Source organism: Rhodococcus tibetensis (assembly GCF_024438035.1).
GTDB classification, from domain to species: Bacteria; Actinomycetota; Actinomycetes; order Mycobacteriales; family Mycobacteriaceae; genus Rhodococcus_F; species Rhodococcus_F tibetensis.
In genome coordinates, this window is the sequence record NZ_JANFQF010000002.1 from 64,788 (window position 1) to 89,099 (window position 24,312).

At 66.7% G+C, this 24,312-nt stretch carries 22 protein-coding genes and 2 pseudogenes; 11 read left to right on the forward strand and 13 right to left on the reverse strand.

Translation table 11 applies throughout. From position 1 onward, the window contains the following. The 3 genes and pseudogenes from NOF53_RS27855 to NOF53_RS03015 all read left to right on the forward strand — a co-directional run. Positions 1-78: pseudogene (locus tag NOF53_RS27855) on the forward strand (mycothiol transferase); the annotation flags it as partial. A gap of 71 nt (positions 79-149) precedes the next feature. Next, positions 150-1,076, forward strand: a complete 927-nt coding sequence (locus NOF53_RS03010; RefSeq protein WP_255965496.1) for a cation diffusion facilitator family transporter — start codon at positions 150-152, stop codon at positions 1,074-1,076. A 39-nt stretch (positions 1,077-1,115) separates the two neighbouring features. After that, entirely contained in the window at positions 1,116-1,523 is a 408-nt protein-coding gene (locus tag NOF53_RS03015; RefSeq protein ID WP_255965497.1) for a hypothetical protein, read from the forward strand. A 3-nt stretch (positions 1,524-1,526) separates the two neighbouring features. Here NOF53_RS03015 and NOF53_RS03020 read toward each other — a convergent pair whose 3' ends face one another. After that, entirely contained in the window at positions 1,527-1,988 is a 462-nt protein-coding gene (locus NOF53_RS03020) for a pyridoxamine 5'-phosphate oxidase family protein (protein ID WP_255965498.1), read from the reverse strand. A gap of 64 nt (positions 1,989-2,052) precedes the next feature. Between NOF53_RS03020 and NOF53_RS03025 the strand changes: the two genes are divergently transcribed. Beyond that, on the forward strand, positions 2,053-3,009 hold the full coding sequence (locus tag NOF53_RS03025) for a helix-turn-helix transcriptional regulator (RefSeq protein ID WP_255965499.1): 957 nt from the start codon (positions 2,053-2,055) through the stop codon (positions 3,007-3,009). 19 nt (positions 3,010-3,028) lie between these two features. Here NOF53_RS03025 and NOF53_RS03030 read toward each other — a convergent pair. From NOF53_RS03030 to NOF53_RS03040, 3 genes and pseudogenes are all read right to left on the reverse strand, one after another. Further along, positions 3,029-3,739 (reverse strand): annotated as a pseudogene (locus NOF53_RS03030) (thiolase family protein); the annotation flags it as partial. A gap of 52 nt (positions 3,740-3,791) precedes the next feature. Beyond that, on the reverse strand, positions 3,792-4,559 hold the full coding sequence (locus tag NOF53_RS03035) for a thioesterase family protein (protein ID WP_255965500.1): 768 nt from the start codon (positions 4,557-4,559) through the stop codon (positions 3,792-3,794). Continuing rightward, the gene (locus NOF53_RS03040; RefSeq protein ID WP_255965501.1) at positions 4,556-5,962 is read right to left on the reverse strand and encodes an MFS transporter; all 1,407 of its coding nucleotides are present in this window, start codon (positions 5,960-5,962) and stop codon (positions 4,556-4,558) included. The genes NOF53_RS03035 and NOF53_RS03040 overlap by 4 nt, the downstream gene beginning before the upstream one ends. Positions 5,963-6,015: 53 nt before the next feature. On the opposite strand from NOF53_RS03040, the gene NOF53_RS03045 reads away from it, so the two are divergent. After that, on the forward strand, positions 6,016-6,519 hold the full coding sequence (locus NOF53_RS03045; protein ID WP_255965502.1) for a winged helix-turn-helix transcriptional regulator: 504 nt from the start codon (positions 6,016-6,018) through the stop codon (positions 6,517-6,519). An 8-nt stretch (positions 6,520-6,527) separates the two neighbouring features. On the opposite strand, the gene NOF53_RS03050 is transcribed toward NOF53_RS03045, so the two are convergent. Both NOF53_RS03050 and NOF53_RS03055 read right to left on the reverse strand, forming a co-directional pair. Then, entirely contained in the window at positions 6,528-7,301 is a 774-nt protein-coding gene (locus NOF53_RS03050; RefSeq protein ID WP_255965796.1) for a site-2 protease family protein, read from the reverse strand. After that, positions 7,298-7,951 carry a hypothetical protein gene (locus NOF53_RS03055; RefSeq protein ID WP_255965797.1) on the reverse strand — a complete coding sequence of 218 codons (654 nt, stop codon included), beginning with the start codon at positions 7,949-7,951 and terminating at the stop codon, positions 7,298-7,300. The genes NOF53_RS03050 and NOF53_RS03055 overlap by 4 nt, the downstream gene beginning before the upstream one ends. A gap of 228 nt (positions 7,952-8,179) precedes the next feature. On the opposite strand from NOF53_RS03055, the gene NOF53_RS03060 reads away from it, so the two are divergent. Next, complete coding sequence (locus NOF53_RS03060) at positions 8,180-9,469, forward strand: adenylosuccinate synthase (RefSeq protein ID WP_255965503.1); 1,290 nt, start codon at positions 8,180-8,182, stop codon at positions 9,467-9,469. Positions 9,470-9,523: 54 nt separating this feature from the next. Here the strand turns inward: NOF53_RS03060 and NOF53_RS03065 are convergent, their stop codons facing one another. Then, positions 9,524-10,117 (reverse strand): methylated-DNA--[protein]-cysteine S-methyltransferase, encoded by a 594-nt coding sequence (locus NOF53_RS03065; RefSeq protein ID WP_255965504.1) that lies wholly within the window; start codon positions 10,115-10,117, stop codon positions 9,524-9,526. Between the two features lie 31 nt (positions 10,118-10,148). Between NOF53_RS03065 and NOF53_RS03070 the strand changes: the two genes are divergently transcribed. Both NOF53_RS03070 and yczR read left to right on the forward strand, forming a co-directional pair. Next, entirely contained in the window at positions 10,149-11,687 is a 1,539-nt protein-coding gene (locus tag NOF53_RS03070) for an alkaline phosphatase D family protein (RefSeq protein ID WP_255965505.1), read from the forward strand. Between the two features lie 288 nt (positions 11,688-11,975). Beyond that, positions 11,976-13,460 carry a MocR-like transcription factor YczR gene (yczR, locus tag NOF53_RS03075; RefSeq protein WP_255965506.1) on the forward strand — a complete coding sequence of 495 codons (1,485 nt, stop codon included), beginning with the start codon at positions 11,976-11,978 and terminating at the stop codon, positions 13,458-13,460. 44 nt (positions 13,461-13,504) lie between these two features. On the opposite strand, the gene NOF53_RS03080 is transcribed toward yczR, so the two are convergent. Then, the gene (locus NOF53_RS03080) at positions 13,505-14,602 is read right to left on the reverse strand and encodes a CaiB/BaiF CoA transferase family protein (RefSeq protein ID WP_255965507.1); all 1,098 of its coding nucleotides are present in this window, start codon (positions 14,600-14,602) and stop codon (positions 13,505-13,507) included. Positions 14,603-14,746: 144 nt separating this feature from the next. Between NOF53_RS03080 and NOF53_RS03085 the strand changes: the two genes are divergently transcribed. Then, a complete protein-coding gene (locus NOF53_RS03085) occupies positions 14,747-15,127 on the forward strand; it encodes a VOC family protein (RefSeq protein ID WP_255965508.1) in 381 nt (126 codons plus the stop codon). An 11-nt stretch (positions 15,128-15,138) separates the two neighbouring features. Here NOF53_RS03085 and NOF53_RS03090 read toward each other — a convergent pair whose 3' ends face one another. From NOF53_RS03090 to NOF53_RS03105, 4 genes are all read right to left on the reverse strand, one after another. Beyond that, positions 15,139-16,065, reverse strand: a complete 927-nt coding sequence (locus tag NOF53_RS03090; protein ID WP_255965509.1) for an SDR family oxidoreductase — start codon at positions 16,063-16,065, stop codon at positions 15,139-15,141. Between the two features lie 137 nt (positions 16,066-16,202). Further along, positions 16,203-17,672, reverse strand: a complete 1,470-nt coding sequence (locus tag NOF53_RS03095; RefSeq protein WP_255965510.1) for a carboxylesterase/lipase family protein — start codon at positions 17,670-17,672, stop codon at positions 16,203-16,205. Then, positions 17,669-19,216, reverse strand: a complete 1,548-nt coding sequence (locus tag NOF53_RS03100) for a carboxylesterase/lipase family protein (RefSeq protein WP_255965511.1) — start codon at positions 19,214-19,216, stop codon at positions 17,669-17,671. Before NOF53_RS03100 ends, NOF53_RS03095 begins: the two co-directional genes overlap by 4 nt. Positions 19,217-19,280: 64 nt before the next feature. Then, positions 19,281-20,714, reverse strand: coding sequence for a dihydrolipoyl dehydrogenase family protein (locus tag NOF53_RS03105; RefSeq protein ID WP_255965512.1), 1,434 nt, complete (start codon positions 20,712-20,714; stop codon positions 19,281-19,283). An 85-nt stretch (positions 20,715-20,799) separates the two neighbouring features. On the opposite strand from NOF53_RS03105, the gene NOF53_RS03110 reads away from it, so the two are divergent. Next, positions 20,800-21,552, forward strand: coding sequence for an SDR family oxidoreductase (locus NOF53_RS03110; RefSeq protein ID WP_255965513.1), 753 nt, complete (start codon positions 20,800-20,802; stop codon positions 21,550-21,552). A 45-nt stretch (positions 21,553-21,597) separates the two neighbouring features. Further along, positions 21,598-22,947, forward strand: coding sequence for an NAD(P)/FAD-dependent oxidoreductase (locus NOF53_RS03115; protein WP_255965798.1), 1,350 nt, complete (start codon positions 21,598-21,600; stop codon positions 22,945-22,947). A 13-nt stretch (positions 22,948-22,960) separates the two neighbouring features. Here the strand turns inward: NOF53_RS03115 and NOF53_RS03120 are convergent, their stop codons facing one another. Then, positions 22,961-24,220 (reverse strand): hypothetical protein, encoded by a 1,260-nt coding sequence (locus NOF53_RS03120; protein ID WP_255965514.1) that lies wholly within the window; start codon positions 24,218-24,220, stop codon positions 22,961-22,963. Positions 24,221-24,312: the final 92 nt, after the last annotated feature.

Sequence of the window (24,312 nt, forward strand, 5' to 3'; positions counted from 1 at the left end):
ATCCTTGTGCACGTGGTGGCCGAAACTCATCGCCATGCCGGACACGCCGACATCGTCCGGGAACTCGTCGACGGGAGCGGAAACGACGCTGTTGATACACATGCACAAGTACGCATATGATCGGCAGAACTTCGGGAGGAGCTCTACACATGGGAGTCGGCCACGGTCATTCGCACGGCCACACGCAAGGCGGGGGTGAGGTAGGGCCGTCCAAGGGGCAGGTCCGTCGCATGGCGATAGCGCTCGTGATTCTCCTCGCGTTCTTCGTCCTCGAGGCGGGTGTCGGCCTTGCCGTCAACTCGCTGTCGCTGCTCGCGGACGCCGGGCACATGCTGACCGACGTCGTCGGCATGGCGATGGGTCTCGTCGCGCTTCTGCTCGCGCGCAAGGGCAGCGCGGCCGCAGCCCGCACATTCGGCTGGCATCGCGCCGAGGTGCTGACCGCAATGGCCAATGCCGCAATGCTTCTCGCCGTCGCGATATGGGTGTTCTACGAGGCCATCTCACGAATCGGCGACGCGCCCGAAATTCCCGGTCTCGCACTGATTCTCACGGCTACCGCCGGCTTGGCCGCGAACCTCGTCGTCATGCTCATGCTGCGCGCAGATTCCAAGGACAGCCTGGCTGTGCGCGGGGCGTACCTCGAGGTACTCGCCGATGCCGTCGGCAGTGTGGGCGTCCTCATCGCCGGTGCCGTCGTACTCGCCTTCAACTGGACCTACGCCGACATCGTCGTCGGTGTCCTCATCTCCTTGTGGGTGGTGCCCCGCGCACTGAAACTCGCCGCCGCATCCCTGCGAATCCTCACTCAGGCGAGCCCTGCGAACGTCGATGTCGAATCGGTGGAGGCCGACCTCGCGGCAGTCCCTGGCGTCACCGGCGTGCACGACCTCCACGTGTGGACCCTCACGACCGGCATGGATGTGGCGACCGTGCATCTCACCACCGACTCCGACTCGGCCGCAGTCCTCGAATCGGCCCGAACGATCCTCGAAACACACCAGCTCTCCCACGCCACGGTGCAGGTGGAATCCACGGCGAACGGACGCCACTGCGAGAAGAATGTGACCTGGTAAACGGAGTAATCGGTGTCGTCTCACAAGGGAGCCAGCGTCATGTCCACTCTCGGAGCGTTCACGAAATCCGCAGCAGCCGTAGCCTTCGGTGCGGCCGCCCTCCTCTCGGCGCCCGCCGTCGCGTCGGCCGATCCGTTCATGCCTGATCCGTTGGTGAACTGCAAGCCCGCCGCAACCCTCGATGTGGAGAAGGAGGGCGATGAGGTCGAGTGGGAATTCGAGGGACCGACAGACGCGACCACCGACGCCCAGGTGACCTACCTCAACATCGGTCAGGCCGGTCCCACCATCGGATCGTCGGGAGCGCTCGTCAATGGGGAAGGCACCGAGAAAATCCTGCCGGGCTTCACCATCCACCTGATCCCGGGTGGAACCTACGACCCCGACGGCACCAAGGGAACGGCCGCAACCTGCCCGCTCGGTTTCGGATTCGCTGTCACGCAGTGACCGCTATTTGGTGAACCGGGTGATCGCTCTGCCCGGTTTCCACAGGTCGACGTACAGATGTTCGCCGTCCACGGTGGTGAGTACCACCTCGTCGACGGTGAGTTCGAAGACGTCTGCCTCGCCGATCTCGTCGGGGTAGTGGTCGACGATCAGTTGTTTGCGCTCGCCGACTATTTCGAGTGCCCGGCCGCTGATCTTCGCGTCGCCGCCTTTCATGGAGTGGTGCCCGGGATTGCTGTGGAGGGCGAACCGCGGATCACGCCGAAGGTCGAGCACCTTCCGCGCGCCCACCATCGAGCCGAGTAGCAGCGTGCCCTCGTAGAACTCGACCTCGGTGCCGCTGACCCTGGGGGAACCGTCTCTACGGACGGTGGCGAGAACATGATGTTTGTGTGCCTCGAACCGGGCGATCACGGCTTCGGCGAGGTCGGGTGCTTCCGTCTCGAACTGTGTCCAGTGCGTCATGTACGTCAGTGTGCACGCCTATCCCTGACACCTCCTGTCAGGGATTTTTCTCTAGACTCGGGCAATGCGTTCGAGTCGGCTCGTCGAATTGATGCTGCGGCTGGAGGGCAGCCGCGGCGTCACAGCGCAGCAACTGGCCGACGAGTTGGGTGTCTCGGTACGCACGGTGTACCGGGATGTCACGGCGCTCTCCGCGGCGGGCGTGCCGCTCTGGACCGAAAGTGGTCCCGGTGGGGGTATTCGGTTGCTCGACGGATGGCAGTCGAAACTCGGTGGGATGACGGGGGCGGAGACGTCGGCGCTGATGCTGCTGGGTGTGCCTTCGCTCGCCGAAGACCTCGGTCTGCGTGAGGTGACTGCGGCGGCGCAGTCGAAGCTGCTGCACGCGTTGCCCATCTCACTCCGGTCAGGTGTGCAGTTGTGGCGTGATCGTCTCTACGTCGACGTACCGGGATGGTTTACGACCCCGCGCGACAACGAGTATCTGCCCGACGTCGCCGCCGCGGTTTTCGAGGGACTTCGACTGCGCATCGACTACAGAAAGGGTGCCGGAGCGGTGACGCGAACGCTCGATCCGCTGGGGCTGGTGGCCAAGGCGGGTGTCTGGTATTTGGTGGCGCAGCATCGCAGCCGGACATTGTCGTACCGGGTGTCGCGGATCAGCGACGCCTCGGTCCTCAGGGAACCGGCAGTGCGGCCGGAACAGTTCGATCTCGGCGCATGGTGGTCGGCCTCCGTCGCCGAGTTCGACCGTGCGCTTCTCCGGTTCCGATGCCGGGTGCGTCTGTCACCGCGATCGTGGCGTCAGCTGCCCCGCCTTGTCGGCGTGGAGGCTGCACGTGTCGACGCGGGCCCTCCCGACGAGGACGGATGGGTGACCGTCGACCTGATGCTCGAGGCCGAGGACGTGGCACTCGACCAGTTGACCGCGCTGGGGGCAGGGGCGGAGGTACTCGAACCTGCGTCGTTGCGGGCGCCGCTGCGCGCCACCGGTGAGGCGATGATGAATCGCAACCGGTGACGCGCACCCGCCCACACCGTTACCCGAGGCGCTCGATCAGGGTCGCATTGGCCAGTCCGCCTGCCTCGCACATGGTCTGCAGGCCGTATCGCGCTCCGCGCTGCTCCATGGCGTTCACCAACGTGGTCATGATGCGTGCCCCACTGGCACCGAGTGGATGTCCGAGGGCGATCGCGCCGCCGTGAACGTTCCGGGTGGCGGGAATGACCGCGGTGAGCATCATCAACGGGTCGTCGCCGGCGACGGCGAAGCTGTGCAGTCGGGCCAAGGGGGTCAATCCGAGCCGGTCCGCGATCTCCGTCGTCGTGATCATCAGGGCGGCACTCCCGTCCGAGAGCGGACTGCTGTTGCCCGCGGTGATCGACCAGTCGACCTGAGGGAACCGATTCGCGTAGTGCTCGCTGTGGAAGGCGGGACGCAAGCCGGCCAGGGCATCGAGTGTCGTGTCGGGACGGACCCCTTCGTCGACACCGAGTTCCGGTAGAACGGCGAGTTCCTTCGCGAAGTTTCCCGCGCTGGTTGCCGCGGCGGCCTTCTGATGACTGCGTAACGCGAACTCGTCCAGCTGCTGTCGTGACAGTTCCCAGCGGGCGGCGATGAGTTCGGCACTGATGCCCTGAGGAACGAGGCCGTCAGGGTAACGGCGTTCGAATCCCAGTCCCATCGACTCCCGGACGATCTCATTCGAGCCCATCGAGACCCGGCCCATCGACTCGACGCCGGCCGCGACGGCGCTCCCAGGGGAGTTCCCTTTCTCTTTGCTGCGGAGCTGTGGGTGGCGATCAGGGGGTGAGGATTCTGCGGAGCTGACGCGCCTGACCGGCGAGGTGTCCTGTGGCGGTGCGCAGTTCGGTCTCGTCGACGCACGAGTCTTCGGTGGCCCAGACCGTGCGGTGGCGCAGATGGTACCACCCCTCCCGTGGGTACTCGTCAACAGCGGGCTGTTGAGAAGTACTCACAGGGAAGTGGGCACTGAACTCGACGGTGGGGATGGCTACCGGCGCGTCGAGTACGGCGAACAGCCCCGGCGGTAGCGCGTCGAGTAATACCGCCGCGTGTTCCGAAGGGCTGAATTCGATCGGTGAGAGCAGACGAATCCACACCTCGAATTCAGGGTCGGCGCCGCCGGCGAAGGGACGTGCCGAGTTGATCGGGCGAATGTCGAGGTACTGGGCGAAGGGCATGTAGTCGACCGGAATCATTAAGGGGGTGAGGAGTTTCGGATCTTCGTCGCCGAGGTCGGGCGCGTCGAGAGGCCACGTGATGGCGCTGGGCGTGCGGGTGAGGCGGATCAGCGCACCGGCGGAGCCTGGCATCGATACGCGGACGCTCGGTGTCCGCCCGCCGTGCACGACCTCGACCTGATGGTCCACGGTGCCCGGTTCAACGGGCCGGGTGAAGTGGGCCGAGACGGTGACCGGTGTCGCTGCCGTCTCGGCCTCGGCCGCGTGCAGCATCGATGCGACGACGAGTCCGCCGTGCATACCGCCGAAACCACGCCAGGTGGAGTCGAATTCGGTGGGGAAAGCAGTTGCGGTCAGCGGGGTCATGCCGGTACCTCCACAGTCTGCGGGTTCTGGGAATTCATGCCGATGGACGTGGCCGCCGCGCCGACGCCGATTGCGGCGATCACCCACCAGGCGGCGATGAAGGCAGAGTGGGTGTCGTCGTAGCCCACGGTGGTGCCGAGGACCGCCACGAGCACGCTGACACCGATCACGGTGCCGATCTGCCGATTCATGTTGACGATCGCACTGCCGGTCGCCGACCGGGACTGCGGAAGCCCGGCAGTGGCGGACGAGAGAATGGTCGGGAGTGCGAGGCCGACGCCTACTCCGCCGATCAGCAAACCCGGAAGGAATTCGGTGACGTAGTGGGGCTCCGCCCCTACCGACGCCAGGATCAGGAGCGTGCCCGCCGCCCACAGCAGACTTCCCGCAGCGGCAATGGTGCCGGGGGAGAAGCGCCGGGCGAGGAGCTGGCCGGCGATCGCGAAGACCGGCACGAGGATCGGTCCGGGGGCGATGGCGAGTCCCGTCCTGATCGCCGAGTATTCCCACACGTTCTGCAGCCAGAGGATGTTCGACAGCAGTCCCGCCGCGAACGCTGCGCTGAACACCAGGGCGGTCGCGTTGGACCACGCGAACGTGCGCACCTTCAGCAGGGCCGGTTCGATGAGGGGTGCCCGGTGACGGCTGTTGCTCCACCAGAACAGGGCAAGGCAGGCGGCGGCGAGGGTGAAAGCGAGCGTGATCCGGGGGTCCCCCCATCCCCAGTCCGGCCCCTGGACCATCCCGAGCGACAGGGCGCCGATCCCGAGAATCAGCAGGGCCGCCCCCATCAGGTCGAGTTCGGTGTCGGTGGCACTGGGGCGGACGTCGGGCACGACACGGGTCGCGGCGATCAGGAGTGCGATTCCGATCGGAATGTTGATGAGGAACGCCCAGCGCCAGGAGGCCTCGACGAGGATTCCGCCGACGACGGGGCCGAATGCGGCGGCTGCCGCACCAGAGGCCGCCCACATGCGGACTGCGCCGGCGCGTCGTTCCGCGGGGACGGTTCCGACCAGCAATCCGAGGCTTGCGGGGGTCAGGGCCGCGGCGCCGACAGCCTGCAGGAGGCGGAAGACAACGAGAAACCACAGGGAGGGGCTGAGCGCGCAGGCGGCGCTCGCTGCCGTGAACAGCGCCAGTCCCAGCATGAATCCGCGCCGGTGACCGATGCGATCCGCCCACCGGCCGAGTGGAACCAGTAGTGCCGCATAGACGATCGCATAGCCGTTGAGTACCCAGCTCAGGTCGCCGAGGGAGTAACCGGGGTAGCTGGCGGCGATATCGCCGAGGGCGATGTTCACGACGAAGAGATCGAGGCTCGCGACGAACGGGGCGCCACACAGGACGAGAAGGAGAGGACGCAGACGTATATCCCCCCGAACCTGACTGCTGAATACCATAGCCAGCAATGTACACCTGGCTTTGCTTTTTGCAAGTCAGCTAGCATGGTGGCATGAATGCGGCACGACTGGACGGCTTCCTCGGTGATCGCGACACCTGGCGGCCCAGGCAGTGCTCGATCGGGAAGGCGATGGACGTAGTGGGTACGCGGTCGGCCATTCTCATACTCCGCGAGGCCTATTACGGCACCACGCGGTTCGACGACTTCGCCCAACGAGTGGGCATCACCGAGGCGGTGGCAGCCGCGCGCCTGCGGGAACTCACCGCGGAAGGTTTGTTCGAGCGGCAGCCCTACAAGGAACCCGGACAGCGGACCCGCTACGAGTACGTGCTGACCGAGAAGGGTCGGGACCTCCTGCCCGCCGTGCTGGCACTCATGCAGTGGGGCGACAAGTACCTGCAGGGATCACACGGCGCGCCGATCGGGCTGCGGGACGACGCGACGGGTGAACCCGTCCGGGTCGAGGTGCGCAGTGCCGATCGCGAGGTGCCGTTGAGCGAGTTGCGGTTGACGCCCAACTTCACCGAGGAGCAGGCCCGCCGCTCCCTGCGCTGAGGGCCGGGCTACAGCCAGAAGCGCATCAGGAAGTTTCCGGCCCGAGCGTAGCTCGCCGGCACACCGGACAGCTCGAACAACCCGTAGATCACGTCGAAGAAGACGATATTGACGGACGGCACGAACAGCAGGGCCACCAGGAGAAGCAGCCCGTAGGGCTTGTATTGATCTACCGACCGGCGGGTCCGGGGCGGAAGAAAGGGCTCGAGCGCGGCGTAGCCGTCGAGTCCCGGGACGGGGAGCAGATTGAGTACTGTCGCCATCACCTGCAGGAATGCCAAGAAGCTGAGGCCCATCCAGAACACCTGGTGCTCTGCGCTCTGGCCGCACCAGCGAATCACCGCCAGCAGGACCACAGCAGACAGCAGGTTCACGGCCGGCCCCGCGAGCGACACCTTCGCCTGGACCTTCGGGGTGAACAACCCGGTACGCAGGTAGACGGCACCGCCCGGGAGCCCGATCCCGCCCACTGCGATGAACAGCACCGGAAGACCGATCGACAGCAAGGGGTGGCTGTACTTCAGCGGGTTCAGCGTGAGGTACCCGCGCACCGCCACATCGGTGTCGCCGTGCCGCCACGCTGTGTAGGCGTGCGCGAACTCGTGTAGGCACAGCGTCACCACCCAGCCGGCCACCACCAGGAGGAAAACTCCGACGTGGCCGACGAGGGACTCGGTCCGGGCGCCCCACGCGAGCGCTCCGCCTGTGACTGCGACGGCGACGACGAGGAGGAAGACGGGACTGGGCCGGACGGCGGTGGATCGTGTTCTCGGCAGGTTCATCGAACCAGCAGCCACTCGCGGTCGTGACGGTAGAACGTCGAACGCTTCAGATCGCGGGGATTGGGGATGTCGTCGCGAGTCAGCGCCGCCGCCGGCGAGCCGAGTTGTACCGCGCGCCCCTCGATCCATCGCCGGGGCCACCAACGCCTTCGCGGTTCGATCGAGGCCCGCAATCCGGGCATCCGGGGAGTCGGGGTGATGTGCACGTTGGCGGCGGTGCCGGAGAACAGTCGGGTGTCGTCGACATATGCCTCACCTACCAAGGGTTCACCTCCGGGTGCGGTCACGGTGGCGAGCCCGACCAGCGCGATGCCCGCATCGTCGCGAATGAGAGGTACCGGCTTGGCGGTTCCTTTCAGCGCGGTGCGGGCGGCCCGTGCGCCGGCGGACAAGTGATAGGCATCGGTTGCCGGGGAACTGCGCTCGGCAACGAATGCGAGTTCGATGTGCAGACGGTCGGTCCGCATCAGCCTCGTCAATGTTGCGGCCAGCGCGGCGTCACTACCCACCACGATGAGCCGCGGGTCCGTGACTACCTGAAGCTTGGAGAAGACCTCGTCGAAGTCGTCCTTGCCGGGCACGGTGGGTGCACTCGACGCCGAAATCGAACCGAGGGACAGGGGAAGCGGCACGTCACCGCAGATGAGCACAACGGGGGTCAACGCCACTCCTCGCCCGGATATGTCCCGCTCCGGCTCCCGCAGCTTTCCATCCGGCCATCCTAGTTGTATGCCCGCCACCGGCCCCGCAGCCACTCCGGTCGTACTGTGGGGTCTGTTCTCTGTGCGCTCGGCTAGACTGTTCCCCCGGCCACTGCCTACGAACGGCAGAACCACGCAGTCGGATACGACTGTACGTCGACCGTAGGAGACAACGTCATGCCGGCAATCGTCCTGATCGGCGCCCAGTGGGGCGATGAGGGCAAGGGCAAAGCGACCGATCTATTGGGCGGACGCCTGCAGTGGGTGGTGCGTTATCAGGGCGGAAACAACGCCGGACACACCGTGGTTCTTCCGAACGGCGACAAGTTCGCGCTGCATCTGATCCCGTCGGGCATCCTCACGCCGGGCGTCACCAACGTCATCGGCAACGGTGTCGTGGTGGATCCGGGAGTGCTGCTCACCGAGCTCGCCGGCCTGGACGAGCGGGGCGTCGACACCAGCAAGCTGCTGCTCTCGGCTGATGCGCACCTGATCATGCCGTACCACGTAGCCATCGACAAGGTCACCGAACGCTTCCTGGGGGCCAAGAAGATCGGCACCACGGGCCGCGGGATCGGGCCCTGCTACCAGGACAAGATCGCCCGCGTCGGTGTCCGGGTGCAGGACGTGCTCGACGAGAAGATCCTCACCCAGAAGGTGGAGGCGGCACTGGAGTTCAAGAACCAGGTGCTCGCCAAGATCTACAACCGCAGGGCGCTCGATCCGCAGCAGGTGGTCGACGAGGTGCTCGAGCAGGCCAACGGGTTCAAGCACCGCATCGCCGACACTCGGCTGCAGCTCAACGAGGCCCTCGAGCGTGGTGAGACGGTCCTGCTGGAGGGGTCGCAGGGAACGCTCCTCGATGTGGACCACGGAACGTACCCGTATGTGACTTCGTCCAACCCGACGTCCGGTGGGGCGGCGGTCGGTTCGGGCATCGGACCCACCAAGATCACGACGGTCCTGGGCATCCTCAAGGCGTACACCACACGAGTCGGCTCGGGCCCGTTCCCCACCGAACTGTTCGACGAACACGGTGAGTACCTGGCCAAGACGGGTGGCGAGGTGGGTGTCACTACCGGTCGCGCCCGCCGCACCGGCTGGTTCGACGCCGTGATCGCCCGCTACGCAACGCGTGTCAACGGCATCACCGACTACTTCCTCACCAAGCTCGACGTGCTCAGCAGCCTCGACACCATCCCGATTTGCGTCGCCTACGACGTCGACGGCGTGCGACACGAGGAAATGCCGATGTCGCAGACGGATGTTCACCACGCAACCCCCATCTATGAAGAGATGCCCGGGTGGTGGGAAGACATTTCGCACGCGCGCACGTTCGAGGAACTGCCGAAGAACGCGCAGAATTATGTGCTGCGTCTCGAAGAACTGTCCGGCGCATACATCTCGTGCATCGGCGTCGGCCCCGGCCGTGACGAGACCATCGTCCGCCGCGACGTGGTGCGCTGACCGCAGTCCCTGCCGTTCTCGTCGGCCGCGCGGTGGGCGAGACGTGCGGGCGACTCAGAACAGCACTGGGTCGTCGAAACCCGGGGCGTGTTCGAGGGCGAGAAGTTCGCGTTTGGTGAGGGTGCCGCTACCTGCGGAGAATCCGCCGACCTTGTTTCCGGCAGCGAGGACGCGGTGGCAGGGGACGACGATCGGCAACGGGTTGCGTCCGAGTGCCTGGCCGACGGCCTGCGCGGCGCCGGGTTTGCCGAGTGCTGCAGCCACCTCCCCGTAGGTGAGGGTGTCGCCGGGGTCGATGGCTCGGGCGATCTCGTAGACGTTGCAGTCGAACTCGGGGACCCCCTCGAAGTCGAGGTCGATCCAGCGCAAATCGTCGAGTGCGCCGCCGAGGTGTTCACGGATGCCGTCCAAGGCTTGCTGGACCGGTGTGGGCGGTTGGTGCTCCAGCGCACCCGGAAAGCACCGCTCGACGCGGGCCCGGGTGGCCTCGGGCGAACCCTCCGACAGTTGCACACCGACTATCCCGGCGGCCCGCCAGGCTATGGCGCACGTGCCCAGTGCTGTGTCGAACAGGCAGAATCCCGTGGTCACCAACCCAGTATGCTCCCCACATCTGACGTTCACCTTCCGTTGACCACGGTTGGACATCCTCGAGGCTCCACCACCGAGGAGATGTCCCGTGCACCTGTCGCGCCGTACCCTGCTTCGCGCAACCGCTCTCGGCGTGCTCGCCGTACCCGCAGCTGCCTGTTCCGCCTCGGCCGGTTCGAGTCCCACCCTCGTACGCGCACGGCCCGCCCTGACACATGGAGTTGCCGCCGGCGACGTCCGTGCCGACGGTGCGCTGATCTGGGCGAGGTCCGACCGTCCGGCGGCGATGATCGTCGAGACGGCGGCCACCGAGTCGTTCACCGACCCGGTGCGATTCGAGGGCGTGCGACTCACCCCCGACACGGACGGCACCGGACGCCTGCGGCTGACGGGACTTCCCGCCGGGCAGCAGGTGCACTATCGCGTCACTCTCGAAGGTGACGACGGCGTCACCTCGGAGGCGGTGACGGGCGTATTCCGCACCGCTCCGGGCGCCCCCGGCGACATCCGGCTGCAGTGGTCCGGGGACACGGCGGGCCAAGGATACGGTATCAACCCGGAAGTCGGGGGGATGCGGATCTTCGAGACGATGGCCGCGCGTGACCCGCACCTGTTCCTGCACTCGGGCGACGTCGTCTACGCCGACGGTCCACTGAAGGAGTCGGTCGTATTGCCGGACGGTCGCGTCTGGCGGAACACGGTGACCGAGGCGAAGAGCGCGGTCGCGCAGACGTTGGACCAGTATCGCGGCCAGTACGCCTACAATCTCAGCGATCAGCACTACCGGACGTTCAATTCGTCTGTCGCGCAGATAGTTCAGTGGGACGATCACGAGACCGTCAACAATTGGTATCCGGGCGAAGTTCTCAGCGCCGAGACCTATTCCGAGAAGAGCGTCGACGTGTTGGCGCAGAGGGCTTTTCAGGCATTTCATGAGTGGCTTCCGATCGAGCCCGCCGAGGCGGTGGACGGGCGCGTGTATCGCAAGATCGGCTACGGACCTCTTCTCGATGTCTTCGTGCTCGACATGCGCACCTACAAGGATGCGAACGGCATCAATACCGGGCCGGCCGGTCAGATTCTCGGTGCAGTCCAGAAGGATTGGCTGATACGCGAACTCGGTGCGTCCACGGCCACCTGGAAGATCATCGCCAACGACCTTCCGCTCGGGGTCGTGGTACCGGACGGCGACACCGCCTTCGAAGGCGTCGCCAACCGAGACCCTGGACAACCGTCGGGCCGTGAATCGGAAATCGCGCAGGTTCTGTCCGCGATCAAGGCCGGCGGCGTCACCGGGACGGTGTGGCTCACCGCGGACGTGCATTACACCGCCGCGCACAAGTACTCACCGGGCCGTGCCGCGTACCAGGATTTCGACGAGTTCTGGGAGTTCGTGTCGGGTCCGCTCAACGCCGGCGGTTTCGGACCCAATGACCTCGATCCGACGTTCGGTCCCGAGGCCGTGTTCGTCCACGCCCCGCCGGCCCCGAACTCCTCACCACTCGACGGCTACCAGCATTTCGGGGAGGTCTTCATCGACGGAGAGACGTCGGAGCTCCGAGTCGATCTTCTCGACGCTGCCGGGGTTGTGCTGTTCAGTCAGGTGCTGGAGCCTCCGGTCCGGTGACCTCACGCGCGTGGGACAGTGCGCCTGGACGGCCTTCGCCCACCTGAGGTGCAGTCCAGTCGGCAGATTCTGGACTGGTCGGTGGATCGGAAAAGATGCCACCGAGTGGTGCACCGACTCGGAATTGCTCGAGTCGAAACATGCCACTACTTCCCTCTTTGGGTCCGTAACGCACAACAGCCGCGGCCAGGAGGACCAGGCAGGCGAGAGTGATCAGCGTTGTCATGGGCTCGACTCTTGTCCCAACTGGCTTGGAATCGAATAGCCAACAGGCCGATACTGGACTGCATGATGACTCGTGTGCTCGGTGCGCGTTCGCTGGCGAGGGACCTCGGCAACTGGCAGGACGACTCCACCCGCCGCTCGGCGGTCCGGCCGGCCTACCGGGCGCTCGCCGACAGCATCCGGCTACTCGTTCACGACGGCCGGGTCCCCCTCGGCGTTGCACTCCCCAGCGAGCGCGAACTGGCGTCGGTGCTGGAGTTGAGCCGTACGACGATCACGTCGTCGTACTCCGTCCTGCGCGACGAGGGCTACCTGATCAGCCGTCAGGGGTCGCGTAGTACGGTCGCGTTGCCGGCCGGGTCCCGCCAGAACGGCCTGATGTTCCGCGCGCATCAGCCGGGACCGGAGAATTCGATGATCGACCTCAGCTACGCGGCGATGGCGGCGCCGGGAGAAGCGGTCGAGAGCGCGTACTCTTCTGCCCTGCAGTCTCTTCCGCAGTTCCTTCCGACGCACGGCATGGAACCGGTGGGTATCGGCGCCCTGCGTGAGGTGATCGCCGCCCGGTATCAGGCACGCGGCCTGGCCACGACACCGGAACAGATCATGGTCACCTCGGGGGCGCAGCACGCCCTGCGATTGCTGCTGAATGTGCTGACTGCGCCGGGGGAGCGGGTGCTGGTCGACCACCCCAGCTATCCCAACGCGCTCGAGGCGATCCGCCGAGTGGGGGCGCGGCCGGTGCCCGTTCCCGTCCGTCCCGAAGGAGGCGGTTCCGCGGCCTGGGACCTCGACGGAATCCGGAGTGCCGCCCGGCAGACTGCCGCGCGAATGGCGTATCTGATTCCCGACTTCCACAACCCGACCGGGCTGTGCCTCGACGCACCCGGCAGGGCGGAACTCGCGAAGATCGCCCGTGAGACGCGGATGACGCTGATCGTCGACGAGACCATGGTCGACCTGTGGCTCGACGAGCCGTCACCGGGACCGGTCGCCGCGTACGGCCGAGGAGCGGCGAAGACGGAGGTGGTGACCATCGGGTCGACGGCCAAATCGTTCTGGGGAGGGCTGCGGGTCGGCTGGATCCGTGCCGATCCGTCGTTGATCTCGCGGCTCGTCGGCGCCCGCGCAGCGGTCGACCTCGGCACACCCGTGATGGATCAGCTGGCGGCGGCGCACTTGCTCGCCGACGACGACGCGGTGCTCACACGCAGGCGTGCCGAGCTGCGCGAGCAGCGCAGTGCCATGCTCGACGCCCTGGCCCAGCGCCTTCCCGACTGGGTCCCGACCATCGGTTCCGGCGGCATGTCGCTCTGGCTGCGGCTTCCGGCTCCGGTGTCGACCGCGCTGGCTGCAACGGCACCCAACTTCGGTGTGCTGCTCGCCGCGGGACCACGCTTCGGCGTGGAGGGCGCATTCGAGCGCTTCATCCGATTGCCGTACGCCCGGACACCCGACCAGCTGCGACGGGGAGTCGACGGTATCGCGGCTGCCTACGAGACCCTGGCCGTTGGGCGGGAGCTGGCCGCACCGTCCCTCGTCGTCTGACGGGGGGAGTGGCAAAGCACGTCGGACGTACTTTGCCACTCACCTCAGGACCAGACGGTGTCGATGTCGATGCTTTCGCGGGCCGGCGGGGTGGGAGCGCCGGCCGGGGTGCGGGAGAACCGGGGGGCGGGGGCGTGCTGGGTGACGCCGTCGAGTTCGATCAGCGACCCGCGCGCCGCGATGTGCTCGTTGGACGGTGCCTCCGAGAACGTGAGGACCGGCGACACACAGGCGTCGGTGCCGAGGAAGATCGCGGCCCACTCGTCGCGGGTCTTCGACAGGAACTTCTCGGCGAACACCTTCTTCATCTGTGGCCACGCGGAGATGTCCATCTGGTGCGGCAGGTCGGCCGGGTCGAGTTCGAGTCCCTGCAGCAGCAGGGCGTAGAACTGAGGCTCGATCGACCCCACCGCCATGTACTTGCCGTCGGACGTCTCGTAGGTGTCGTAGAACGGCGCACCGGTGTCGAGCAGGTTGACGCCACGCTCGTCCGACCAGACGCCGCGGCCACGGAATGCCCACATCATGTGCGAGAGCGCGAGGGCGCCGTCCACCATTGCGGTGTCGACCACCTGGCCCTTGCCTGAGGTCTGGCGTTCCACGAGCGCGGAGAGGATGCCGAAGATGAGGAACATGGAGCCGCCACCGAAGTCGCCGACCATGTTCAGCGGAGGTACCGGACGCTCACCCTTGCGCCCGATGGCGTGCAGCACACCCGTCAGGGAGATGTAGTTGATGTCGTGTCCGGCGGCATTTGCCAGCGGGCCTTCCTGGCCCCAGCCGGTCATCCGGCCGTACACCAACCGAGGGTTGCGTTCGAGGCAGACGTCGGGGCCGAGGCCCATGCGTTCGGTGACGCCGGGGCGGAACCCCTCGATGACGACATCGGCGCGCTCGATCAATCCCAGAACCTTCTCCACCTGCTCGGGGTCTTTGAGGTTGGCCTCGACCACGCGACGTCCGCGCTGGATCTGGTCGTAGGGGCCATCCTGCGGGATCGCGCCGGGCCGCTGCACACACACGACGTCCGCACCGAGGTCGGCGAGGAGGGTAGCGGCATGCGGGCCGGGTCCCAGACCTGCGAATTCGACGATGCGAATGCCCGCGAGCGGGCCATTCTTCTCTGTAACGGGAGCAGACACTCGAGTTCCTCATTCCGATGCGGGACAACCTGTCGAATCGACGTTAACTTGTCGTGCGCGGATGCTGTGCCGCGGGTCACGACACGGGCGTGGTGTCACGGCCCTCTCTTGCCCTGCGGCCGGTGGGCGGCGCAGAGTTGATTCATGGGTTTTCAGGGTGAGCTCGTCAGTTTCGTTCCCAGCACAGACCTCGACGTCTCCCAGATGTTCTATGTGGACACCCTCGGGCTCGAGCTCGACTCGCGCGACGAATTCGCGCTCGCACTGACCTGCAGCGGATCGCTGTTGCGCGTCACGCTGGTCCAGTCGAGGGCAGATACCGGGTACACCGTGCTGGGATGGAAGGTCTCCGACCTCGACGGGGTGGTCGACGCGCTCCGCACCAAAGGGATCTCGTTCACCGAGTACCCAGGGATGGACCAGGACGAGCACGCCGCCTGGACCGCGCCGGACGGCGTCCGCGTGGCATGGTTCCAAGATCCGCACGCAAACGTGCTGTCGTTGTTCGAGTACCCGAACCGATGAGAGCTGAGAGTTCAGGCGTCGAGGCCGGCGCCGTTCTCGGCGCGCCCGCGTCCGGCCAGTAGTAGCGCTTGCGTCGCCTCCCACAACCTGGCCGCGAGTTCGGGGTCGCGCGCTTTCTTGCTGGGCTGGACCACCCTGCAGCCCTTGACGTATGCGCCCGTGAACTTTCCTGCCTCCGCGGCCGTGGCAGTCCACACCGCTGTCTTCGCGCCCCTCTCGACATCGGCCATGAACGGAGTGAGCAGAGTTCCGATGACCTGGTATCCGAACGGAAGGTCGCGGCCGAGAGCGGTGCCTTTGACGAAGCCCGGATCCGCGCAGTTCACGACCAGCTGCGCGGGGTCGAACCGTCGCGCCAATTCCCGACTGAACAGGGTGAGCGCGAGCTTGGAATTGTTGTAAGCCCGTTGTCCGCGGAACTTGCCGTTCGAGCCCTGCAGGTCGTCGAAGTCGAGGTGCCCACCTCGATGCCCCGACGAGCTGACGTTGACGATGCGTGCGGGGTGACGGAAGCCGGCGGCATCCGTGGTGGCGGCCTGCGCCATGGCGTCCGCCAGTGCGGTGCCGAGTATGAACGGTGCGAGATAGTTCACCGCGAAGGTCGATTCGATGCCGTCTGTGGTGAGGCGACGTTCTCCTACGTCGATCCCCGCGTTGTTGATCAACACGTCGATGCGGAGAAATCGGTGCCGGAGTTCCTCGGCCAGGTTCCGCACCTGCGCCAGCGACGACAGGTCGGCTGTTGCCGAACTCAACCGGGCAGGGTCGTACGCCGACGACAACTCGGCAATCGCCTCGTCGACCTTCGCCCGGTCACGGCCGACCAGCACGATCGACGCGCCGCGCTCCGCCAGTTGCCGACACGTCTGCGAGCCCAGCCCGGAAGTGGCGCCGGTGACCACCATGGTCAGTCCTGCGAGGTCGTCGTGCTCGGTCATCTCCGCCTCCCGATACCGCGGGGAACAGGTGCGCGATCCTGCGGATATTTCAGAGAGTAGGGCACACCACAGCAACGGCGACTGTGAAACCGCGGGGTCTGCGACCGAAACGATTCACGAAAACGCGCAGAAGGTGCCTAACGCCGGTGTTCGTAACCGAGCCACGCGCGACGGCGCTCGCCGAGCGGATCGTGCTCGACCCGACTCGTCTCGTCGATGATGAGGGTTTCCCTGTTCTCCCGCGAATAGGACGGCCAGCCGGGGGCAGGCACGCCGTGCCGTGCGAAATGCAGCCAATGCGACTGCATCGTGCCGGTGACGGTGCGTAGCGCTTTCCACCCGCCGAGTGCGGTGAGCGCCCGCGCCCAGGGTCCGGTCAGCCCGAACACCGCGTACATCTCCGTGGCGTGCGTGGCGCCGAATCCGGCGAGACGGAGGAGGCGAGGAGCGAAGTCGTATCGGTAACTGTAGGTGGGGGCCACGGCGGTATGTCCCTCCGCGCAGAGGATGGACGGTTCCCAGAAGGTGACGTCGCCGCCGAGATCCGCGGCAGCACGCCGACCGGGATAACCGGGGTACGCGGAGATCGCCCGGTTCTTCACGGACTCGTCGACATGCGAGAACATCTTCTCGATGCGGGCGGCGTCGGTGGGCAGGATATTGAGGAATCGCGGAAACACCCGACCCTCGTACCGGTTGGTGCCGATGATCAAGGGAACCGGGTGACCGGAACCGGACGCGAAGGCATCGAGCGGGTGAGCGGGCAGGACGAAGCCGTCGACGACAGGCGCGAACACTCGTGTCCCGGGCTCCTCGTCGGCGCCCCGATCCGCCAAAGTAGTTCCCACCTCGACGAAGTCGGAGGCCTTCGCGGTCTGAAGCCAGGCCGCGGCCTCGGCAAGGGGCACTCCCGCGAACTCGACGAACTCGCGTGCCCACCGTGCCGCCCGCTCGGGATGGTATGCCGACGCCACCGGGGGACTCTGGGCGATGGCCCTGCTGAAAAGCCCTTTCGCGGCGGGCGTGCTCATCAGAGTGGTGACGGCGTTGGCGCCGGCCGACTCCCCGAAGATCGTGACGTTGTCGGGGTCGCCGCCGAACTCGGCGATATTGCGTTGCACCCACTCGAGCGCAGCCACCTGGTCGCGGAGACCGAGATTCGAGTCGAAAGGCCGTTCCGGGGTGGAGAATTGGCTGAAATCAAGGTAACCCAGGGCCCCGAGCCGGTAGTTGAGCGACACATAGACGATGTCGCCGCGCCGCACGAGCGAGTGGCCACCGTACAGCGAGGACGAGGAGCTTCCTCCCGAGTAGGCGCCGCCGTGGATGAAGACCATCACCGGGCGCGGTGTCGCGGACGGCTCCGCGGGCGCCACCACATTGAGCGTCAGACAATCTTCGTCGCACGGCCCGCTACCTTGGGGCGCGCTCGCCCCGAAATGGAAAGCTCTCCGGACGTCCGACCACGGCTCGACCGGTTGCGGGGCACGTAACCGCAACGGACCCACCGGGGGAGCCGCGTACGGAACGCCGCGCCAGGTGATCAGGTCGTCGAGTCGGCGCCCTCCGACGGCGCCGCTCTCGGTGTGGACCTCGAGTGGACTCATAGGCCCTGCCCGTAGTAGCCCTCGTACCCTTCCCACGCCAGTCGACGTTCCCGGCGTGGATCGTCCTGGACCGTGGTGACGGTGTCGAACACGAGCGTTGCCCTCCGATCGGTGTCGTATCTCGGCCACGCAGCCGAAGGTGTTCCGTGCGTGGCGAACTGCAACCAGTGCCTCTGCACCGTATCGGTTACGTCTTTCAGTCCGCGCCGACCCCCTGCCAACGTGAGCGCGCGCCCGAAACGGGTGTCGGCGACGCCGAAGACGGCCAGCAATTCGAATCCGTGGGTGGCGTCGAGCCCGAGCCATTTCATGACCCGCGGAGCGAAATCGAAACGATAGCTGTACGTCGGCGCGTAGGCGCAATGAGCCTGGGCCAGTTCCACCGACGGCTTCCAGAACGTCAGGTCACCCCCGAGGTCCACCGCGGCGTCGGGAGCGGGATATCCCGGATAGGCTGCGGTGACACGGGCTTCGGCGGCCGGGTCGGTCAGCTCGAACATCCGGCTGATCCGCGCGGGATCGGTAGGCAAGGCGTCGAGCACCTTGGGAAACAACGTGCCCTCGCGACTGTTGGTTCCGATGATCAGAGGGACACGGTGCGCGGAACCGTCCGAGAAGGCATCGAGCGGCGGCTTCGGCAGGAAGTCCCCGTCGATCACCGGGCCGAACGGGTGAAGTCCGGGAGTTTCCACCAATACTTTGGCGCCCAGCCGGTTTCCCGCTCTACCCAGCGCGCCGACGGGCGAGGTACCCAAGGCCTCGGCCGCATTCTCCGGTTCGGCGCCCAGAAGTTTCACGTAGTCGACCGCCCACCCGGCAGCGCGCTCGGCGGTCGTGACGAGACCGGGCGCCGAACTCTCCGCGATCGCACGAGCGAACAGACCCCTCGCGGCGGGTGTGGTCATCAAGGTGGTGACGGCGTTCCCGCCCGCGGACTCCCCGAACAGGGTGACATTGTCGGGATCGCCACCGAACTCCGCGATGTTGCGTTGCACCCACTCGAGCGCCGCCACCTGGTCGCGGAGGCCGAGATTGGAATCGAATGGGCGCTCGGGGGTGGAGAACTGGGTGAAATCGAGGTAGCCGAGCGAACCCAGCCGGTAGTTGATCGACACGTAGACGATATCGCCGCGGCGCACCAGTGACTGGCCACCGTATAGCGCGGTCGCAGACATTCCCAGGGTGTATGCGCCGCCGTGGACGAACACCATCACTGGCCGGGGTTTCCCGGACGTACCGGGCCTGGCCAGAACGTTCAGGGTCAGACAGTTCTCACTGCTCGGCTGGTATTTGCCCGGCCGCAGCACCGTGAACTTCTTGTGCTGGACGGCCGCGTCACCGAACTCGGTGACGTCGAGTTCCCCGCTCCATGGGGTGACCGGCTGAGGTGCGCGCAGACGCAGCGGCCCTACCGGCGGGGCCGCATAGGGAATACCGCGCCAGGCCACAAGGTCGTCGAGCCGTCGGCCGCGCACCTTCCCGTCGGTCGTCTTCACCACTGTGTCGGTCGTGACCGTGTCGGTTGCGGAAATGTCGGACGCCATGTCGGCGACTATACGTAGACCTCCTGAGAAACCGATTTGAGCGGTGTTCTCGCGCCGAATCCGATCAGCGCCGTGCCTCGAGCAGCCGTAGCCATACCTCGCTCACCGTCGGGTATGACGGCACTGCGTGCCACAGGGTGTCCAGCGTTACCTTTCCCACGACGGCGACGGTGGCCGCATGCACCAATTCGGAGACGTCCGTGCCGGCGAACGTTGCGCCCAGGAGGGTGTCGGTGCCCCGATCGACGACCAGTTTCGCGTGGCCGCTGAAATCGTCGCGGGACAGCGAGGAACCCGCGACGGCGATGTCGACCTCCACCGTCTCGACGTCCACGCCTGCATCACGGGCTTCCCTTTCGGTGAGTCCGACCGCGGCGACCTCGGGTTCGGAGAACACCACTTGGGGAATCTGCCCGTGATCGGCGGACGCACGGTAGCGGGCACCGTCGAGCGGCCTCCCCTCCGCCCGCGCGGCAATCACGTCACCACAGACCCGCGCCTGGTACTTGCCCATGTGCGTGAGCAAAGCACGGCCGTTGACGTCGCCGACGGCGTACAACCACTCGTCCGGTGTCGTCATGTGGTCGTCCGTGGGGAGATAACCGCGGGGGTCCAGCAGGCGTGGGTCGACACCCAACCCGGACGTCGCAGGGGTGCGGCCGGTCGCGACCACGATCTCGTCGACCTCGAACGGGTCCTGCCCGGCCACATCGAGCGTGACGCTGCCGCCGTGGATCCGGCCGACGCCGGTGTCCTGCGCATCGGGCCGCTCCACACCCCGGAGGTCGGCGCCGAAGAGGAGTCGGGCGCCCTTCTTTTCGAGTCCCTCGGCCACCAGCTTCCCGGCGAACGGCTCGTTCTTCGCCAGAAGCCCCCGGCCACGCACCACCATGGTGAGTTCCTCGACACCGAGGTCGAGCAGCCACGACGCGCTCTCGCAGGCTACGACGCCGCCGCCGATCACCGCGACCCGGCGCGGAACCTCCCGCAGATTGGTGGCATCGCGTGAGACCCACGGCAAGGCCGCGCGGAGGCCGGGTGTGTCGGGAATCGCTGCCGTGGTTCCCGTCGCCACGACGACGGCGTGCCGGGCCCGGATACGGCGGGAGCCGCCCACCGTCACCGTCCGCTCGCCGGTGAGGCATGCCGAGCCGCGGATCACCTCGATTCCCTGCGCATCGGCCCACATCACCTGCGACGAGTCATCGTGGTTGTTGGTGAACGAGTCCCGCCGGGCGAGTACGGCCTGCGGATCGAGGGCTCCGGCGGATACACCGGCCATGTTGCGTGCGGCCCCCAGGATCTCGCCGGGACGCAGCAGCGCCTTGCTGGGCATGCAGGCCCAGTACGAACACTCGCCGCCCACGAGTTCGTGTTCGATCAGAGCGGCAGTACGGTCGCTGCCCGCGATGGCATAACTTGCCGCGTTCTCGCCGGCGGGACCGCCTCCGATCACGATGACGTCGTACTCTTCCGCGTCGTCCACCGAGTCAGTCATGCCTGTCACGGTAGGCCGGTCGAGGGTCGGCTGTCAGAACTTCCCGCACGCCTGCGGCGCACTTACTCGCGAGTACTGTGACGAGATGATGCGCAAAAAGATCTTGATCACCGGAGCAAGTTCGGGACTCGGCGAGGAGATGGCCCGCCGATTCGCCGCTCAGGGGCGCGACCTTGCGCTCTGCGCGCGGCGTGGTCCCTGCCTCGAGGCCCTGCGGGACGAACTACGGGCAGCACATCCCGCGATCGCGGTGGCGATCCGCGAACTCGACGTCACCGATCACGAAGCGGTGGTACGCATCTTCGGGGAATTACGGGACGAGCTGGGTGGTCTCGACCGGGTGATCGTCAACGCCGGACTCGGCAAAGGGGCGAAGATCGGAACGGGGCGGGCTGATGCCAACCTCGCCACCGCCCGCACCAACTTCGTAGGCGCACTGTCGCAGTGCGAGGCCGCTCTGCAGATTTTCCGGAAACAGAAGTCCGGTCACCTCGTGCTCGTGTCGTCGATCAGCGCCGATCGCGGACTGCCCGGGCCGAAGGCGGCCTATTCGGCCAGCAAGGCCGGCGTCTCCGCGCTCGGCGAGGCATTGACGGCGGAACTGGCGAAGAGCCCCATCGCGGTCACCACGCTGTTGCCCGGATTCATCGCCACCGAGATGTCGGCCAAAGCCGGCGACAGCTCCTCGATGACCGCAAGTCTGGACGAGGGTGTCAGCGCGATGGTCGACGCGATCGAGAAGGAGTCGCGCCGGGTGGCGTTGCCGGGCACGAAGTGGAAGGGAATCGACGTGGCGTTGAGGTTCCTTCCCCATGCATGGACATCACGCTTCGTGTAGGACTGAGCTGTGCCGGACAGTGACGACGAGCGTGAGGTGGCCGCGGTGACCACAACCCAGGAATCTTCGTCCCTCGGCTTGCAGCGCTCGCGGCCGCGCGTCGTGATAGTCGGCGGCGGATTCGGTGGCGTCTATGCCGCAAAGCGCTTTCGGGGCGTGGAGGTGGACGTCACTCTGCTCGATCGCGGAACCAGCCACGTCTTTCAGCCGCTGCTGTATCAATGTGCCACCGGCCTCCTTTCCGAAGGGGAGATCACAAGTCCGTTGCGACACTTGCTGCGTGGCTACAGCAACATCCACGTCGCCCTCGGGGAAGCGCAGTCGATCGACGCCGACAACAGGGTCCTGACGGCAAGCCGGTTCGACGGCTCCACCTTCGACGTTCCCTACGACTACTTGATCGTCGCCGCCGGGATGCGTCAGGCGTATCACGGTCACGACGAGTACATCCAATGGGCGCCGGGGATGAAAACCCTCGACGACGCCCTCGCGATCCGGCGAAAACTGATCTCCGCCTTCGAAATGGCCGAGTCACTTCCCACGCCGGAACAGCGTAAGCCGTGGCTGACCTTCGCCGTCGCGGGCGGAGGACCCACCGGAGTCGAACTGGCCGGGCAGATCAGGGAATTGGCGCTTCGGGCGCTCGCCCACGAATTCCAGTCCATCGATCCGGGTGAGGCGCGGGTACTGCTCCTGCACGGCGGTGACCGTGTCCTGCCGTCGTTCAACCGCAAGCTGTCGGCGGCAGCGCAAGCCACACTCGACAAGATCGGTGTCGAAACACATCTCGGTGTGCATGTCACCGACGTGTCGGAGACGAGCGTCGAGACGACGTCCAAGGACGGGGCGAAGACCAAGAACAGGTTCGAGGCGCGGACAATCCTCTGGACAGCCGGCGTCGAGGCCGTACCCTTCGCCTCCGTCCTCGCGCAGGCCCTCGGAGTGAAGCAGGCCGGAGGTGGCCGCATCGAGGTGAATCCCGACCTCACCGTGCCGGGCCACCCCAACGTCTGGGTCGTGGGCGACATGATGTCGCTGAAGGAACTCCCCGGCGTGGCCGAGGTGGCGATGCAGGGTGGCCGGCACGCCGCGGCGTGTATCGCCCGCACCGTCGAGCGTGGGACGCCCGACCGGAAACCGTTCAAGTACCGCGACCTCGGCAGCGCGGCGTACATCGCCCGCAGGCACGCGCTCGTTCAGGCAGGGCCGATTCAGATGTCGGGGGTCGTCGGGTGGGTGTCGTGGGGCGTCATCCACATCGCCTTCCTCGCCGGATACCGCAACAGATTCGGCACGTTGCTGAACTGGGCGGCCACGCTCGCCTCGGGGTCGCGGCGGGAGCGGGCCATCACATACGGCGACCCGCAGTCGGCCCGTCAGCCCTACGACGCTTGAGGGTCTGTTCAGGTCACCAGCCGTGGGGCCGGAGTTCGTGACGGCTCAGCACCTTCTCGGCACGCTCGCGGAGAGTGGTATGACTCGGGGCGTCGAGTGATTCCAGGGCGAGGGTGTAGCGCCCGTCGAAGCTGCTGAGATAGGCCGACATCCTCGTGCGGCTGGAGACGACGCCCGGGTGCACCGCCCGCGTGGCGATACCCGTGGTCCGGTGTCCGCCCAGGACACCGAGTGCGTCGGGTAGCGGCCCGATGTTCGAGCACAACACGTCCCGCTCACCGGGGTTGCCCGTCAGCGCGTGAGCGGCGCGGTCGGGGATCAGCTGCAGCATCTCTTCGGGGAAGCCGGCCGGGCTCGTCATCGGCGTCGAGGTGAACGCCGCACGACTCTTGGCGCGGACATCGGCAACGGTATCGCCCGGCGCCACCGCCACTTCGACCATCGCGACCGAGTTCGCGGGGTCGGCGGAGTCGCTTCGGCGGCGCACATCCATCGGCACGCTGATCGTGAGCGGCGCCGACTCACCGCCGCGCCGCGCGATCTCGGCCACCACCGACAGGAACAGGCTGTTCGCAGTTCCGCCCGACCCCTCGGCGGCGGCATCCCAGGCACCCGCGTCCACGTCCACCACCGCGGAAACAGCCTTACCTCGAAACACTTCGGAGCGCCTCGTGCTGCCCGCCTGCACGAAGTCGCGCAATTCGGCGCGTCGGTCCGAACTGAGCAGCAACCCGGCCATGGCGCGCACGGTTCCCTCGGTCACCCGGCGAGTCAGAAGGGTGGCGTCCCACAGGTCCTCGACCGGTCCACGGTGACGCACCGCAACGGTGGGCGCCGTGCCCTGCAACGCGCTCGCGATGGCGGCGGCCAGGCCCCTCGCATCCGCGACCACATGGGAGCACACCAGCGACAGCACTGTGCCGCCATCATCGAGTCGCGCGCACGCCACCCGCCACCCCGGGCCGTGTTCGGGATCGACCGACAGGGCTGCCCGCCCGTCGGCCCATTCGAGCAACGCCGCGGCAGGGACGGCGGCATACTCGACAGGAAATGCCTCTGACCTGGGCGCGAACCGCGGTCGGGCGCCAGGGACCCGTGACCGGACCACCCGCCTGCCCAGCGGACCGCGCGCGAGCACGGCGCGGAGGGATTCCAGGGTCTCGGCATCGACCCGGCTGTCGGTGCGCCACAGACCCTGCATCACGATCGGCGTTCCCCACCCCCGATGGGTGCGGAGGAACATCTCGTCGACAACGCTCAACCGCGCGCTCACCTGCCGGAGTCTACGACCGGTTCCGGTGTCGCCGCACGACTGGCACTCTGGACAACCGGCGCATACTGGATTTGCAGCACAATGAAGGAACT

What these genes read in the sequence shown, in the direction of transcription:
- NOF53_RS03100 (WP_255965511.1), bottom strand. Translation starts at nt 19,216, where the DNA reads ATGGCGTCCGACATTTCCGCAACCGACACGGTCACGACCGACACAGTG.
- NOF53_RS03020 (WP_255965498.1), bottom strand. Translation starts at nt 1,988, where the DNA reads ATGACGCACTGGACACAGTTCGAGACGGAAGCACCCGACCTCGCCGAA.
- NOF53_RS03110 (WP_255965513.1), top strand. Translation starts at nt 20,800, where the DNA reads ATGATGCGCAAAAAGATCTTGATCACCGGAGCAAGTTCGGGACTCGGC.
- NOF53_RS03045 (WP_255965502.1), top strand. Translation starts at nt 6,016, where the DNA reads ATGAATGCGGCACGACTGGACGGCTTCCTCGGTGATCGCGACACCTGG.
- NOF53_RS03035 (WP_255965500.1), bottom strand. Translation starts at nt 4,559, where the DNA reads ATGACCCCGCTGACCGCAACTGCTTTCCCCACCGAATTCGACTCCACC.
- NOF53_RS03015 (WP_255965497.1), top strand. Translation starts at nt 1,116, where the DNA reads ATGTCCACTCTCGGAGCGTTCACGAAATCCGCAGCAGCCGTAGCCTTC.
- NOF53_RS03040 (WP_255965501.1), bottom strand. Translation starts at nt 5,962, where the DNA reads ATGGTATTCAGCAGTCAGGTTCGGGGGGATATACGTCTGCGTCCTCTC.
- NOF53_RS03025 (WP_255965499.1), top strand. Translation starts at nt 2,053, where the DNA reads ATGCGTTCGAGTCGGCTCGTCGAATTGATGCTGCGGCTGGAGGGCAGC.
- NOF53_RS03105 (WP_255965512.1), bottom strand. Translation starts at nt 20,714, where the DNA reads ATGACTGACTCGGTGGACGACGCGGAAGAGTACGACGTCATCGTGATC.
- NOF53_RS03095 (WP_255965510.1), bottom strand. Translation starts at nt 17,672, where the DNA reads ATGAGTCCACTCGAGGTCCACACCGAGAGCGGCGCCGTCGGAGGGCGC.
- yczR (WP_255965506.1), top strand. Translation starts at nt 11,976, where the DNA reads ATGATGACTCGTGTGCTCGGTGCGCGTTCGCTGGCGAGGGACCTCGGC.
- NOF53_RS03065 (WP_255965504.1), bottom strand. Translation starts at nt 10,117, where the DNA reads ATGTCCAACCGTGGTCAACGGAAGGTGAACGTCAGATGTGGGGAGCAT.
- NOF53_RS03010 (WP_255965496.1), top strand. Translation starts at nt 150, where the DNA reads ATGGGAGTCGGCCACGGTCATTCGCACGGCCACACGCAAGGCGGGGGT.
- NOF53_RS03050 (WP_255965796.1), bottom strand. Translation starts at nt 7,301, where the DNA reads ATGAACCTGCCGAGAACACGATCCACCGCCGTCCGGCCCAGTCCCGTC.
- NOF53_RS03090 (WP_255965509.1), bottom strand. Translation starts at nt 16,065, where the DNA reads ATGACCGAGCACGACGACCTCGCAGGACTGACCATGGTGGTCACCGGC.
- NOF53_RS03060 (WP_255965503.1), top strand. Translation starts at nt 8,180, where the DNA reads ATGCCGGCAATCGTCCTGATCGGCGCCCAGTGGGGCGATGAGGGCAAG.
- NOF53_RS03085 (WP_255965508.1), top strand. Translation starts at nt 14,747, where the DNA reads ATGGGTTTTCAGGGTGAGCTCGTCAGTTTCGTTCCCAGCACAGACCTC.